This is a genomic window from Citrobacter sp. Cpo069 (genome assembly GCF_030332785.1).
GTDB classification, from domain to species: Bacteria; Pseudomonadota; Gammaproteobacteria; order Enterobacterales; family Enterobacteriaceae; genus Citrobacter; species Citrobacter portucalensis.
In genome coordinates, this window is the sequence record NZ_JAOWHD010000059.1 from 547931 (window position 1) to 562049 (window position 14119).

Annotated in this window: 11 protein-coding genes, 1 tRNA gene and 2 other RNA genes (1 of these 14 only partly in view); 5 read left to right on the forward strand and 9 right to left on the reverse strand. The window is 53.5% G+C overall.

What is annotated here, in order from left to right; genetic code table 11:
• The 3 genes from OGY08_RS18700 to OGY08_RS18710 all read left to right on the forward strand — a co-directional run.
• Positions 1 to 74 (forward strand) — tRNA-Ser (locus OGY08_RS18700); it begins 123 nt to the left of the window's first position.
• 44 nt (positions 75 to 118) lie between these two features.
• A non-coding RNA gene (locus OGY08_RS18705) (RtT sRNA) lies at positions 119 to 255 on the forward strand.
• A gap of 44 nt (positions 256 to 299) precedes the next feature.
• Positions 300 to 435, forward strand: a non-coding RNA gene (locus tag OGY08_RS18710) — RtT sRNA.
• 145 nt (positions 436 to 580) lie between these two features.
• Here OGY08_RS18710 and phoH read toward each other — a convergent pair.
• The 6 genes from phoH to putP form a co-directional block, all read right to left on the reverse strand.
• Positions 581 to 1369 carry a phosphate starvation-inducible protein PhoH gene (phoH, locus tag OGY08_RS18715; protein WP_003832078.1) on the reverse strand — a complete coding sequence of 263 codons (789 nt, stop codon included), beginning with the start codon at positions 1367 to 1369 and terminating at the stop codon, positions 581 to 583.
• Entirely contained in the window at positions 1348 to 1644 is a 297-nt protein-coding gene (locus tag OGY08_RS18720) for a hypothetical protein (protein WP_172111178.1), read from the reverse strand. Before OGY08_RS18720 ends, phoH begins: the two co-directional genes overlap by 22 nt.
• A gap of 247 nt (positions 1645 to 1891) precedes the next feature.
• Positions 1892 to 3175: an iron uptake transporter deferrochelatase/peroxidase subunit gene (gene efeB, locus OGY08_RS18725; RefSeq protein WP_079934902.1), complete on the reverse strand. Its 1284-nt coding sequence runs from the start codon at positions 3173 to 3175 to the stop codon at positions 1892 to 1894.
• Between the two features lie 5 nt (positions 3176 to 3180).
• Complete coding sequence (gene efeO / locus OGY08_RS18730; protein ID WP_125363399.1) at positions 3181 to 4308, reverse strand: iron uptake system protein EfeO; 1128 nt, start codon at positions 4306 to 4308, stop codon at positions 3181 to 3183.
• 58 nt (positions 4309 to 4366) lie between these two features.
• On the reverse strand, positions 4367 to 5200 hold the full coding sequence (gene efeU, locus OGY08_RS18735; RefSeq protein WP_032942940.1) for an iron uptake transporter permease EfeU: 834 nt from the start codon (positions 5198 to 5200) through the stop codon (positions 4367 to 4369).
• A gap of 213 nt (positions 5201 to 5413) precedes the next feature.
• On the reverse strand, positions 5414 to 6922 hold the full coding sequence (gene putP, locus OGY08_RS18740) for a sodium/proline symporter PutP (protein ID WP_125363398.1): 1509 nt from the start codon (positions 6920 to 6922) through the stop codon (positions 5414 to 5416).
• Positions 6923 to 7344: 422 nt separating this feature from the next.
• Here putP and putA point away from each other — a divergent pair, with 422 nt between their 5' ends.
• Entirely contained in the window at positions 7345 to 11307 is a 3963-nt protein-coding gene (gene putA / locus OGY08_RS18745; protein WP_125363397.1) for a trifunctional transcriptional regulator/proline dehydrogenase/L-glutamate gamma-semialdehyde dehydrogenase, read from the forward strand.
• Positions 11308 to 11366: 59 nt separating this feature from the next.
• The gene (locus OGY08_RS18750) at positions 11367 to 11762 is read left to right on the forward strand and encodes a lysozyme inhibitor LprI family protein (RefSeq protein ID WP_032936250.1); all 396 of its coding nucleotides are present in this window, start codon (positions 11367 to 11369) and stop codon (positions 11760 to 11762) included.
• On the opposite strand, the gene rutR is transcribed toward OGY08_RS18750, so the two are convergent.
• The 3 genes from rutR to tnpA form a co-directional block, all read right to left on the reverse strand.
• Entirely contained in the window at positions 11759 to 12397 is a 639-nt protein-coding gene (gene rutR, locus OGY08_RS18755; RefSeq protein WP_003036026.1) for an HTH-type transcriptional regulator RutR, read from the reverse strand. The genes OGY08_RS18750 and rutR overlap by 4 nt on opposite strands.
• A gap of 58 nt (positions 12398 to 12455) precedes the next feature.
• A complete protein-coding gene (locus tag OGY08_RS18760) occupies positions 12456 to 13370 on the reverse strand; it encodes a DMT family transporter (protein WP_125363396.1) in 915 nt (304 codons plus the stop codon).
• A gap of 176 nt (positions 13371 to 13546) precedes the next feature.
• Positions 13547 to 14005 (reverse strand): IS200/IS605 family transposase, encoded by a 459-nt coding sequence (tnpA, locus tag OGY08_RS18765; protein ID WP_057069660.1) that lies wholly within the window; start codon positions 14003 to 14005, stop codon positions 13547 to 13549.
• Positions 14006 to 14119 lie beyond the last annotated feature (114 nt).

Sequence of the window (14119 nt, forward strand, 5' to 3'; positions counted from 1 at the left end):
TGGACAGACCGCGAACGGAGTGAGTGGGCTGCCCGAAGGGCGAGCGAAGCGAGTCAATCCCCCCCTCACCGCCATATTTTGAGAAGAGCTCGTACGAAAGTACGGGCTTTTTTTTCGCATGTTGCACATCTGCGGGGGGATGAGAAGCCCCGACCAGGGTTCGACTGCTGGCGCAGCCAGCTGGACAGACCGCGAACGGAGTGAGTGGGCTGCCCGAAGGGCGAGCGAAGCGAGTCAATCCCCCCCTCACCGCCATATTTTAAGAAGAGCTCGTACGAAAGTACGGGCTTTTTTTTCGCATGTTGCACATCTACGGGGGGATGAGAAACCCCGACCGGGGTTCGACTGCTGGCGCAGCCAGCTGGACAGACCGCGAACGGAGTGAGTGGGCTGCCCGAAGGGCGAGCGAAGCGAGTCAATCCCCCCCCTCACCCCCATATTTTAAGAAGAGCTCGTACGAAAGTACGGGCTTTTTTTCGCATGTTGCACATCTACGGGGGGGATGAGAAGCCCCGACCGGTCATGTACTGGCGTCAAACAACAAAGCCCGGTTTCCCGGGCCTTGAAGACGGAGTACTTATCAGTTGTAAGCGTTGAGCGTCCGCTGACAGAGCGCAGAGCGGACGCAATCGTCTTTATTGAAACGAACAATCCCAACCATCTCATCTTCTTCGAAACGGGCCAGCGCATCGCTAAGCCCTGAGCGAACGTGGGCTGGTAGATCGCACTGGGTCACATCCCCATTCACAATCACCGTCACATTCTCCCCGAGGCGGGTCAAAAACATCTTCATTTGCGCAGCAGTGACGTTCTGAGCCTCGTCAAGAATGACCACTGCATTTTCAAATGTACGTCCACGCATATAGGCGAACGGCGCGATTTCCACCTTACCAATCTCAGGTCGCAGGCAATATTGCATGAAGGAGGCTCCCAGCCGTTTGACAAGCACGTCATACACGGGGCGAAAATAGGGAGCAAACTTCTCGGAAACATCTCCAGGTAAGAAGCCGAGGTCTTCATCAGCTTGCAGAACTGGACGGGTTACAATGATCCTGTCCACATCTTTATGGATCAGGGCCTCTGCTGCTTTTGCCGCGCTGATCCAGGTTTTACCACACCCGGCTTCACCGGTGGCGAAGATCAGCTGTTTACTCTCGATAGCATTCAGGTAGTGCGCCTGAGCTTCATTCCGCGCCGTGATTGGCGAGGCGTCGCGACTGTCACGCGCCATACCAATCGCTTCTACGCCGCCCATCTGCACAAGCGAGGTGACCGATTCATCTTCACGTTGCTTATGGCTACGCGAATCCCGCCTCAGCACACGTTTTGCTTCACGACGAGCTTTGATCACTGCTTTTTGTCTTCCCATGGATAGCACCTTGAGTTGTAGGTATACATCACACGCGCCGTTGGCGGCACGATTATGCGCACGAACATCTGAGGGTTGGCTTCCTTGTAAGCCATTGCTTGCTTTCGGATAAGACGCCACGCACAGCTACGCGCACCGTACAGGGCGTCAGTTGCGAAGATAAGAAGTGAATGAGAGAGAGATTTAGCGGTGACGAGGAGGCTACCGGAAGAGAAACGTCCGCGTAAGGTACTGCTGTTACTGTGAAAAACGTGTCCAATACAGGACTTTTCCATTCGCGATCTCCATAGTGAATGACAATCACCGCCGGGAACTACCGCTATTACTTATAAGTACATCATAACCTTTCGCTAATGCAACAATATTTTTACTTGTTGTTAACTTAAATTCTATCTTATCACCAGAGACAGTCTCTTGCAGAAAGATGACAGAATTATTTCAGTCGCATACCGATCATAAAAAATAGTTTGTTCCTTCATCAAGATGTCAGGAAAAACCCCGCTGTACTGCGGGGCATAATCATCAGGCTTCAAGCAGAGACTGTCCCAGATAATTATCTGCAGTTTTAACACCCGGCAAAGCAAAGAAATATCCCCCACCAATCGGTTTGACATATTCTTCCAGCGCTTCACCGTTCAGACGTTTCTGCACTGTCAAAAAACCTTTTTCCAGATCGTGTTGATAGCAGACAAACAACAGCCCCATATCCAGTTGACCGGAATTAGTCACACCGAGCGAATAACTGTAGCCACGACGCATCATCAGGCTGGAGTCGGTCTCTTTCGTACGCGGATTTGCGAGACGGATATGGCTGTCGAGCGCAATCACCTCGCCTTCAGGATCCCTGGCATAGTCAGGCACATCATGCTCATGCTGCATACCCAGCGGTGCGCCGGTGTGTTTATCGCGACCAAAAATCGTTTGCTGCTCTTTCAGCGGCGTACGATCCCAGAACTCAACGCGAAACTGAATGAGCCTGACGGCCTGATAGCTTCCGCCTTGTGCCCAGGCAGGCTCGCCCTGCCCGTCCGTAACCCACACCACGTGTTGCATCAACTTCGCGTCCGTAGCGTCCGGATTCGCGGTGCCGTCTTTAAAGCCAAGCAAATTGACCGGGGTCTCTTTGCCTTTACTACGTGCGGCGTGGTCGGAAATAAAACCTTCACGTTTCCAGCGCACGCTAAGGAGATCGGGCGTATGTTTAATGATATCGCGCAACGCGTGGATGACGGTGTCCTGGGTGTTGGCACAAATCTGCAGCAGCACATCGCCATGGCACAGCGCCGCATCCAGTGAATCATTCGGGAAGCGGGTCATTTTTTGCAGCTTTTTCGGCATCTGCGATTTCAGGCCATAGCGTTCATCAAACAGCGAGGAGCCGACTGACAACGTCATCGTCAGGTTGTCTGGCGCAATGTATGCGCCAAGGATACCTGAATCCATAGGGGGAAGACGCGGATTCGGCGTATCCGGCGCCGGTCCACCGGTGGTCAGAAACGCAAACCGGCTGGTCAGCAACCGGAATAAACGCTCAAGATCGGCCTTATCGCTGGCGAGAACATCGAATGCCACCAGCATCATTGATGCCTGCTGCGGCGTCAGGATCCCCGCCTGATGCTGACCATAAAACGGCTGCGCTTCACTACGTGCATCCGGAGACAACGTGCCCGGCGCGCTTTGTGGTTTTTGCGCGTGGGCAACCGGACACCCACCCGCCAGCGCCAGCGCCCCACCCAGGGCGCCCATCCCTTTCAGTAAACGTCGGCGTGACGGTTCGCTCACGCCGTTTTCATTATCTTGCTGCATAGTGCTTAATCCAGACCCAGAACACCGCGTAATTGCGACAAATCTTCCGCCAGCGTCGTGATTGGCCCTTTCAGTGCATTACGATCGGCATCAGTCAGTTTGTCATAGGTTTCAAAGCCGTCTTTGGTACGGTACTTGCTCAGAATGGTATCGACCTTTTTGAAGTTCGCATCCACCTTCGCAAGCAGTTCAGCATTGGATTTTTGCAACTGAGGACGCAAAAGATCGACAATTTTCTGCGCACCATCGACGTTAGCCTGGAAATCCCACAGATCGGTATGGCTATAGCGATCTTCTTCCCCACTGATTTTGCTGGCAGCAACTTCTTCAATCAGTCCTGCTGCCCCGCCAACAACTTTAGACGGTGGGAAAGCCAGCTCGCTAATACGCGTTTGCAGGTCAAGAACATCGCTGTTTAATTGGTCGGCGTACTTATCCATACCTTTGGTGGAATTGTCACCAAACAGCGCTTTCTCCAGGCGGTGGAAGCCGGTAAATTTAGGATCGGCGGCTTTTTGCTCATAATCATCTTCCCGCGCATCGATGCTGCCGTCGAGATCGGAGAACAGTTCAGCAATCGGTTCAATACGCTCATAATGCTGACGGGTTGGCGCATACAGCGATTTCGCTTTTTCCAGATCGCCTGCTTTAATCGCATCGGTAAAGGCTTTAGTGCCCGCAGCCAACTGCGCGGTTTCGGCTGTCACATAGGCTTTGTATTCGGTAATCGCGCCGCTCAAACTCAGCAGAGCATCGCTTTGCGCGGCATCCGCCGTTGCGCTACCTTTTACGATCAGTTTGCCTTTCGGGTTAGTCAACAGACCGCAGGTCATATCATATTCGCCAGGCTGGAGGTTAGCGGTCATTTTCTGGCTAAAGCCTGGTGCAATGTTTTCGCGCTCTTCAACCACCATAACGCCTTTGAGGATCTCCCACTCCAGCGCTTTCTGGCTATGGTTCTGGATGATGAACTGCGTTTTCCCGGCATTAACCGTGATAGTCATCGGTTCACATTGTTTGTCGTTAACCGTGACTTTCACCTGCGGAATATCGGCAGCTTGTGCATTAAAAGCGGAGGCAAACAGCGCGGCGATACCTAGCTGCAGCGCACTACGGCGAAAATTAAACGTCATAACCTATCCCTATAAATAAGTATGTTGTAACTAAAAAGTATTCTGCATCGCGTTTTTATCAAGGTGCGGTACGCGATGCCGTAGTGCCTGAACGCGGCGGTAACGCAAACATAACCAACGCCGGAATCAGGTAGATAAACCAGACAGCGACTTCACTAACGCTTGGCGCTTCCTGATAGCCGAAAATGCCTTCCATCAATGTGCCAAACAGTGAATGCGTCGACAGCACGCTGCTCAGGTCAAACGCCACATCCTGAAAATGATTCCACAACCCGGCTTCGTGGAAAGCGCGGATTGCCCCAGCGGCAAGACCGGCAGCCACCAGCAAAATGAACAGGCTGGTCCATTTAAAGAATGCCCCGAGGTTGAGGCGAATGCCGCCGAGGTAAATCAGGTAACCCAGTACCACCGCGGTAGCCAGTCCCAGCATCGCGCCTAACGGCGGCCAGATACCTACATCCTGCTGGAATGCTGCCAGCAGGAAGAACACCGACTCCAGCCCTTCACGGGCAACAGCAAAAAAGACCATCATCACCAGCGCCCAGCCGTGATGGTTGCCGCGTTGCAACGCGTTATCGACAGCCTGTTCAAGCTGGACTTTGACGTTGCGCGAAACTTTACGCATCCAGAACACCATCCAGGTGAGGATCACCACGGCAATGACCGCCACGATGCCTTCAAACAGCTCCTGTTCCTTTTGCGGAAATTCACCGGTGGTTTCGTTGATGAAAATCCCTAACGCCAGGCATAACGCCGCCGCCAGCAGAACACCAATCCACATCACACCAATCCATCGACCACGCTGAGTCCGTTTCAGGTAGCTGGCAATCAGGCTGACAATCAGCGCGGCCTCTAACCCTTCGCGCAACATAATTAGAAATGGAACAAACATGCGAAGAACCCTTAAACGTTATTCTCGGTCAATTGATGAAAAGAAAAGTAAATTACAGTGATAGTGATTATCATTACAGAAAAGAAAAACTCAAGCAGAATGTTTTGAGAATGATGACTTAATGTAAACAGTTAGGCGGGTAACGGTTACGGCAGGTTTACAACGGAAGCAATAAAAAAGCCCGCTCGCGGCGGGCTTGAAGACAGAGGCAGATTATTCTGCCTGTAAACGCGATGGCGGAGCTGAGTGATAATGCGCATCAGCCTCGGCAAAACGTTGCTGCATAGCAGCTGAAGGCGCTTTACCCAACAGGCTGAAGGCCACAATACCGATGCTGCCGAAAACAAAGCCCGGGATGATTTCATACAGACCCAACCAGGCAAACTGCTTCCAGACGATTACCGTCACCGCACCGATGATCATCCCTGCCAGCGCGCCGTTGCGGGTCATACGCGACCACATTACCGAGAACAGAACCACCGGACCAAACGCCGCGCCGAAGCCCGCCCAGGCGTAGCTTACCAGACCAAGTACGCGGTTCTCAGGGTTCGCCGCCAGCGCGATAGACACCAGTGCCACGACCAACACCATGATGCGGCCAATCCACACCAACTCTTTCTGGCTGGCATTTTTACGCAGGAACGCTTTGTACAAATCTTCGGTGATTGCGCTGGAGCACACCAGCAGCTGGCAGCTCAGGGTCGACATAACCGCAGCGAGGATCGCAGACAGCAGAATACCGGCAATCCACGGGTTGAACAGGATTTGCGCCAGTTCAATAAACACACGCTCGGCGTTCTGGTTAACGGCACCGGCAAGCTGTGGGTTGTTGTTAAAGTAAGCAATACCAAAGAAGCCCACGGCTACAGCACCTGCCAGACACAGAATCATCCAGGCCATGCTAATGCGGCGAGCATGAACGATGCTATGGTGGGAATCTGCAGCCATAAAGCGCGCCAGAATATGCGGCTGACCAAAGTAGCCCAGACCCCAGCCCATCAGGGAAATGATGGCAACAAAATTCAGCCCTTTGAACATGTCCACGTTCTCAATGCTCTTTTGTTTAATCACTTCCAGCGAATCGTCGAATCCACCCACGCCAATGACTACCATCACCGGCGTCAGGATCAAAGCAAAGATCATCAGGCTGGCCTGGACGGTATCGGTCCAGCTAACCGCCAGGAAACCACCAATAAAGGTATAAATGATCGTTGCGGCCGCGCCCGCCCACAGTGCTGTTTCGTAGCTCATTCCAAAGGTGCTTTCAAACAGACGAGCCCCTGCCACAATACCGGAAGCACAATAGATGGTGAAAAACAGCAGAATAACCAGCGCGGAGATAATACGCAGAATTCGGCTTTTATCTTCAAAGCGACCGGTAAAGTAATCCGGTAACGTCAGCGCATTGTTATTGTATTCGGTGTGTACGCGTAAACGTCCGGCCACCAGCTTCCAGTTGATCCAGGCGCCCAAAATAAGGCCGATGGCGATCCAGCTTTCTGAAATCCCCGACAGGAAAATCGCGCCAGGCAGACCCATCAGCAACCAGCCGCTCATGTCAGATGCCCCGGCGGATAACGCGGTCACGAATGGACCCAGACTGCGTCCACCCAGAATGTAATCGTCAAAGTTTTTGGTTGAACGCCATGCAATAAACCCTATCAATATCATGCCGAAAATATAGACACAGAATGTCACTAACATCGGTGTGCTAATAGCCATCAAAACTCTCCAAAATTATGTATCAGCAATGCCGTGGCTTGCCGTTTTATTACCCTGCCGGAACGTGGCAAAGATATCTATGTTGACCAGGGCGACCGTATCCTGCCGGAAGCGATGGTTATTCACAATCGATTTAACACATCATTTACATCAAATTTAATCCAGAGTAGATAGCATTTTTCTGTAGGTTGCACTCTCTCACATTTTTTTCGGTTGCACCTTTTAAAAGTGTTAACTACCGCAGAGAAAAAGATTCTGTAATTTTTACAGCCCACATCATAAGACTCATATTTATTAACATCTCATTCATTTCCAAGCTTGCAAACCAAGTCACATTTAACACGGTTGCACAAAGTTGCAACATAGTGGATATTTCTCGGTAACTATCAGACCCGTATTTCAGTACAACAGGAGTAAACGGCATGGGAACCACCACGATGGGGGTTAAACTGGATGACGCCACTCGCGAGCGTATTAAAACAGCAGCATCACGAATCGATCGCACGCCACATTGGCTGATCAAGCAAGCCATCTTTAATTATCTCGAAAGACTGGAAAATGACGACGCGCTTCCTGAACTGCCGGCCCTGCTGGCGGGTGCCGCGAATGAGGGTGAGGAGTCAACCACGCCGCAGAATGAAGCGCATCAGCCTTTCCTGGAATTTGCCGAACAGATCCTGCCGCAGTCAGTTTCCCGCGCAGCAATCACCGCCGCGTACCGCCGAGCCGAAACCGATGCTGTGCCGATGCTGATGGAACAGGCTCGTCTGCCGCAACCCATCGCGGAGCAAGCGCACAAGCTGGCGTACGATCTGGCCGACAAACTGCGTAACCAAAAGACCGCCAGCGGCCGCGCCGGGATGGTACAGGGTTTATTGCAGGAATTCTCACTTTCTTCGCAGGAAGGGGTCGCGCTGATGTGCCTGGCCGAAGCCCTGCTGCGTATTCCTGATAAGGCAACCCGCGATGCGTTAATCCGCGACAAAATCAGCAACGGCAACTGGCAGTCGCACATTGGACGTAGCCCGTCCCTGTTCGTCAACGCGGCGACCTGGGGGCTGTTGTTTACCGGTCGTCTGGTTTCTACGCATAATGAAGCCAGCCTCTCACGCTCACTCAACCGTATTATCGGTAAAAGCGGTGAACCACTGGTGCGTAAAGGCGTCGACATGGCAATGCGCCTGATGGGCGAGCAGTTCGTCACCGGAGAGACTATCGCCGAAGCGCTGGCTAACGCCCGTAAACTGGAAGAAAAAGGTTTCCGCTACTCTTACGACATGCTGGGCGAAGCGGCTCTGACCGCCGCCGATGCCCAGGCTTATATGGTTTCGTACCAACAGGCAATCCACGCCATTGGTAAAGCCTCAAATGGTCGCGGCATCTATGAAGGGCCGGGCATTTCTATCAAGCTGTCAGCGCTGCATCCGCGTTATAGTCGCGCGCAGTATGACCGCGTAATGGATGAACTCTATCCGCGTCTGAAGTCGCTTACTCTGCTGGCGCGCCAGTACGACATCGGTATCAATATCGATGCTGAAGAGGCCGACCGACTGGAGATCTCCCTCGATCTGCTGGAGAAACTGTGCTTTGAACCTGAACTCGCGGGCTGGAACGGTATCGGCTTTGTTATTCAGGCCTACCAGAAGCGCTGCCCGTATGTTATCGACTACCTGATTGACCTCGCCACGCGCAGCCGCCGTCGCCTGATGATCCGCCTGGTTAAAGGCGCCTACTGGGATAGCGAAATCAAACGTGCGCAAATGGACGGTCTGGAAGGTTATCCGGTCTATACCCGTAAGGTCTACACTGACGTTTCCTATCTGGCCTGCGCGAAAAAACTGCTTGCGGTACCGAATCTGATCTACCCGCAGTTCGCCACCCACAACGCCCATACGCTGGCGGCGATTTATCAGTTGGCCGGTCAAAACTACTATCCGGGTCAGTACGAGTTCCAGTGCCTGCACGGTATGGGCGAACCGCTGTATGAGCAGGTCACCGGCAAAGTAGCGGATGGTAAGCTGAACCGTCCATGCCGTATTTATGCGCCAGTCGGCACGCATGAAACGCTGCTTGCGTATCTGGTGCGTCGTCTGCTGGAAAACGGCGCCAACACCTCGTTCGTCAACCGCATTGCAGACACTACCCTGCCGCTGGATGAACTGGTAGCCGATCCGGTCGAAGCCGTTGAAAAACTGGCGCAGCAGGAAGGCCAGGCTGGTCTGCCACATCCGAAGATTGCCCTGCCGCGTGACCTGTACGGTAAAGGCCGCGAAAACTCAGGCGGGCTGGATTTAGCGAACGAACATCGTCTGGCCTCACTGTCCTCCGCCCTGCTTAACAGCGCGCTGCAAAAATGGCACGCTAAACCGATGCTCGAACATCCGGTTGCTGACGGTGAAATGACCCCAGTCGTCAACCCGGCCGAACCGAAAGACATTGTCGGTTATGTGCGTGAAGCGACTCACAGCGAAGTGGAACAGGCATTGCAGAACGCGGTAAATAACGCGCCGATCTGGTTCGCCACACCGCCACAAGAGCGCGCCGCTATTTTGCATCGCGCCGCCGTTCTGATGGAAGGCCAGATGCAGCAGTTAATTGGCATTCTGGTGCGCGAAGCGGGCAAAACCTTCAGCAACGCCATTGCGGAAGTGCGAGAAGCGGTAGACTTCCTGCACTATTATGCCGGTCAGGTCCGCGATGATTTCGATAATGAAACCCATCGTCCGTTAGGGCCGGTGGTCTGTATCAGCCCCTGGAACTTCCCGCTGGCCATTTTCACCGGGCAGATTGCCGCTGCGCTGGCGGCGGGCAACAGCGTGTTGGCAAAACCCGCGGAACAAACTCCGCTGATTGCCGCCCAGGGTATTGCCATTTTACTCGAAGCAGGTGTGCCGCCAGGCGTGGTGCAACTGTTGCCCGGCCAGGGCGAAACGGTCGGGGCACAGCTCACTTCCGATGAGCGCGTACGCGGCGTCATGTTTACCGGCTCAACGGAAGTCGCCACGCTGTTGCAACGTAATATCGCGACCCGCCTGGATGCTCAGGGGCGTCCAATCCCGCTTATCGCCGAAACCGGCGGGATGAACGCCATGATCGTCGACTCTTCTGCGTTAACGGAACAGGTCGTGGTCGACGTTCTGGCTTCTGCCTTTGACAGCGCCGGACAGCGCTGCTCCGCGCTTCGCGTCCTGTGTCTGCAGGACGATGTCGCCGACCATACGCTGAAAATGCTGCGTGGCGCAATGGCGGAATGCCGCATGGGTAATCCGGGCCGCCTGACCACCGATATTGGACCGGTAATCGATGAAGAAGCCAAAGCCAATATTGAGCGCCATATTCAGGCCATGCGCGCCAAAGGGCGTCCGGTGTTCCAGGCCGCGCGCGAAAACAGCGACGATGCGCGTGAATGGCAAAGCGGTACCTTTATCGCGCCGACGCTTATCGAGCTGGAAAGCTTCGACGAATTGCAAAAAGAGGTGTTCGGTCCGGTACTGCACGTTGTGCGTTACACCCGCAACAATCTGGGCAGTCTGATTGAGCAAATTAATGCCTCCGGCTACGGCCTGACGTTGGGCGTGCACACCCGTATCGATGAAACCATCGCCCAGGTCACGGGTTCGGCACATGTGGGGAACCTGTACGTTAACCGCAATATGGTCGGCGCCGTCGTCGGAGTGCAGCCATTCGGTGGCGAAGGCTTGTCAGGAACCGGGCCAAAAGCGGGTGGACCGCTGTATCTGTACCGCCTGCTGGCAAACCGTCCGGAAAATGCGTTAGGCATTACGCTTGCCCGTCAGGATGCCGAATACCCTGTCGATGCACAGCTTAAAACGGCGCTCGTTCAGCCGCTGGAAGCGCTTAGCGAATGGGCAACCGATCGTCCAGCACTGCGTGCGCTCTGCCAACAGTTTGGTGAACTGGCGCAGGCCGGAACGCAACGCCTGCTGCCAGGACCCACCGGCGAGCGCAATACCTGGACGCTGTTGCCGCGCGAACGCGTGCTGTGTATCGCCGATGATGAACAGGATGCGCTGGTACAGGTTGCCGCTGTAACTTCCGTTGGTAGCTTAATCCTGTGGCCAGATGATACATTCCATCGCGACCTGGCAAAACGCCTGCCAGCAGTAGTTTCCGGGCGCATCCAGTTTGCCAAAGCGGACAACATCACTACGCAGCCGTTTGATGCGGTTATTTTCCACGGTGATTCCGATCAGCTTCGCGCACTGTGTGAAGCGGTGGCGGCCCGCGAAGGAGCGATTGTGTCGGTCCAGGGCTTTGCCCGCGCCGAAAGCAATATCCTGCTGGAAAGGTTGTATATTGAGCGCTCCCTGAGCGTCAATACCGCCGCTGCTGGGGGGAACGCCAGCCTGATGACAATCGGCTAAGGTTGTGGTTAATTAAGGCTCCGGTAACGGGGCCTTTTTTTATGAAGCCAGAGGGAAGCATGAAACGAATCGTACTGACATGTGCAGCGCTGCTGCTTAGCGGCCAGGCGCTGGCGGATGACTGCGCCAACGCGAACACGCAGATTGAGATGAACACCTGTGCGGCAGAGCAGTATAAGGCGGCCGACGCCAAACTTAATGAAACTTATCAGAATGCGCTGAAGCGCGCCGCCCCAACCCAGCGCGATTTACTGAAAAAAGCGCAAATATCCTGGATAACTTTGCGCGATGCGGACTGTGCGTTAATCAGTTCTGGCACTGAAGGCGGTAGCGTTCAGGCGATGATTTCCAGCCAGTGCCTGACGGATAAGACCAACGAGCGCGAAGCGTTTCTCGCCTCGCTCTTACAGTGTGAAGAAGGCGATTTAAGCTGCCCGTTACCGCCGGCCAGTTAACGCACGCGGATCCCTTCAATAATCATCCGCTGTACGCTCTCCACCGTTTGGTTAAAAAAGGCTTCATCACGCAGCGTTGCGCCCGTCACCGCCTCTACCTGTGGGGCAAAATCGGCGTAGTGCTGAGTTGAAGCCCAAATCATAAAAATCAGATGATGCGGATCGACCGGAGCCAGTTTTCCGCTTTTGATCCAACCGGCAATCAGCGCGGATTTCTCATCAATTAGCGTTTTGAGATCCCCCTCCAGTTCTGCCATCAATAAAGGCGCTCCGGCCAGCATCTCCATACAAAACAGCCGTGAGGCCTGAGGGTAATCGCGCGACACTTCCAGCTTAAGGCGAATGTATTCTTTAATGGCCACCAGCGGCGCAAAGTCTTCGCGAAAAGCTTTCAATGGAGCCAGCCAGATGTCGAGGATCTGCCGTAAAACGGCGATATAAAGCACCTCTTTTGACGGGTAGTAATAAAGTAGATTGGTTTTTGAAACGCCCGCCTGCTCTGCCACCTGCTCCAGGCGCGTGCCGTGGATCCCATATTGGGAGAAGATATTTAATGCCGCGGTTAAGATGGCCTGGCGTTTTGCACTGACGGCCTGCGAGCGCTTACCTGTTTTTTTCTCTGCGCGTTGGACCATGCGCCCTCTCCTTCTTGTGAGGGCGTCAGCATACCAAATCACGCGGTGAATGGTTAAATTAAAGCGATTCCGGCGGCGCCTCTTGTCCAAGTACTTTTTTCTTTTTGAACTTCAGCTCGCTGACCAGTACGCCAACAATAATGAATACCGCACCAAGCAATGCAAGTAGCGGTAAGCGTTCACCCGCCAGACGGCCAAAGATCCCCGCCCACACCGGTTCACCGGTATAAATAACCGTCGCGCGCGTCGGCGAAACGCTGCGCTGCGCCCAGTTCATGGTGACCTGAATAATCGCGCTAAAAATCCCCAGCCCCAGCGCCACCACCAGCAATCCGGTAGACATTGGTGGTACGGTCTCTCCGGCCGGTCCCATCGCCATAAACGCCACTATCGAAGCGGTTGCCAGTTGCACTACCGTTACCCGACGAACATCCACTTTTCCTGCCCACGCGCTAATCAGGATAATTTCTGCCGCAATCGCCACCGCACCGGCGAGTGTGATCCACTCGCCTTCGCCTAAAGCCAGTAAATTGCCTCCCGGTCCGGCAAGAAAAATCAATCCGATAAAGGCCAGCACAATGCCGACGCACGGCATCAGACCTGGTATGCGTCCCAGACACAACCATTGTAAAAGCGGCACCAACGGTACGTACATCGCGGTAATAAACGCCGATTTACTGCTGGGAATAAACTGTAACCCCCAGGTTTGCAGACTATAACCCAGCGCAATTGCGATACCGATTGCAACCCCTGCTTTAACTTCCAGCCACGTCAGCTTATGCAGTGTGTGTAACGACAAAAGCGCGACCGCCAGCGCGGCAGTGGCAAAACGCACACCGACAAAGAAAAAAGGGCCGCTCAGGGTAACGGCATATTGCACCGCCAAAAACGTGCCACCCCAGAACATGGTGATCACAATGAGGATCGCTTCCTGAGGTTTAACAGAGAAGGAATAACGAGAAAGTAATGACATGAGACACCCGATTAACTGAATGTCATTAGTCTGCGTTGCGTTTTGTTACAGTTCAACCTTGCAGACAAATAAATATCCTCCGGCATAGCCGGAGGTTTTTCTGATGCGCCTATAAGGCTCTGTTACCAGCCGCGCCCTAACAGGCGCATACGATCTGACATTTGCATCAGACTTCGTTACTTACGGCCCGTAAACGGGCTACCCGGATAAGGGATCGATAACTGCTCGCCCATTTTATCCTCTGCAAGCTGGTGCTTTATGTATTCCTGTATCCTTGCTGTGTTCTTACCCACCGTATCTACGTAATACCCACGACACCAGAACTCCCTGTTCCTGTATTTAAACTTCATATCACCAAACTGCTCATACAACATCAGACTGCTTTTACCTTTCAGATAACCCATAAAACCGGATACGCTCATTTTGGGCGGGATTTCCACAAGCATATGGATATGATCTGCACAGCATTCCGCTTCCAGGATCCGCACGTTTTTCCACTCACACAGCTTTCTTAAGATGCTGCCTATCGCCCTACGTTTCTCCCCGTAGAATGCTTGTCTTCGGTATTTGGGCGCAAAAACTATGTGATATTTACAGTTCCATCGGGTGTGCGCTAAGCTCTTTTCGTCCCCCATTGGGACCCCCTTTTGATTTCTTGTTTAACCCTTGCAGTTGCCAGACCGCAAGGTGTTTTAACAAATCAAAAGGGGTTTTAATAACTGGCCCAAAGCTGAAAGCTTTCCGGAACC

What these genes read in the sequence shown, in the direction of transcription:
- OGY08_RS18720 (WP_172111178.1), bottom strand. Translation starts at nt 1,644, where the DNA reads ATGGAAAAGTCCTGTATTGGACACGTTTTTCACAGTAACAGCAGTACC.
- phoH (WP_003832078.1), bottom strand. Translation starts at nt 1,369, where the DNA reads ATGGGAAGACAAAAAGCAGTGATCAAAGCTCGTCGTGAAGCAAAACGT.
- putP (WP_125363398.1), bottom strand. Translation starts at nt 6,922, where the DNA reads ATGGCTATTAGCACACCGATGTTAGTGACATTCTGTGTCTATATTTTC.
- OGY08_RS18760 (WP_125363396.1), bottom strand. Translation starts at nt 13,370, where the DNA reads ATGTCATTACTTTCTCGTTATTCCTTCTCTGTTAAACCTCAGGAAGCG.
- efeB (WP_079934902.1), bottom strand. Translation starts at nt 3,175, where the DNA reads ATGCAGCAAGATAATGAAAACGGCGTGAGCGAACCGTCACGCCGACGT.
- rutR (WP_003036026.1), bottom strand. Translation starts at nt 12,397, where the DNA reads ATGGTCCAACGCGCAGAGAAAAAAACAGGTAAGCGCTCGCAGGCCGTC.
- tnpA (WP_057069660.1), bottom strand. Translation starts at nt 14,005, where the DNA reads ATGGGGGACGAAAAGAGCTTAGCGCACACCCGATGGAACTGTAAATAT.
- efeU (WP_032942940.1), bottom strand. Translation starts at nt 5,200, where the DNA reads ATGTTTGTTCCATTTCTAATTATGTTGCGCGAAGGGTTAGAGGCCGCG.
- efeO (WP_125363399.1), bottom strand. Translation starts at nt 4,308, where the DNA reads ATGACGTTTAATTTTCGCCGTAGTGCGCTGCAGCTAGGTATCGCCGCG.
- putA (WP_125363397.1), top strand. Translation starts at nt 7,345, where the DNA reads ATGGGAACCACCACGATGGGGGTTAAACTGGATGACGCCACTCGCGAG.
- OGY08_RS18750 (WP_032936250.1), top strand. Translation starts at nt 11,367, where the DNA reads ATGAAACGAATCGTACTGACATGTGCAGCGCTGCTGCTTAGCGGCCAG.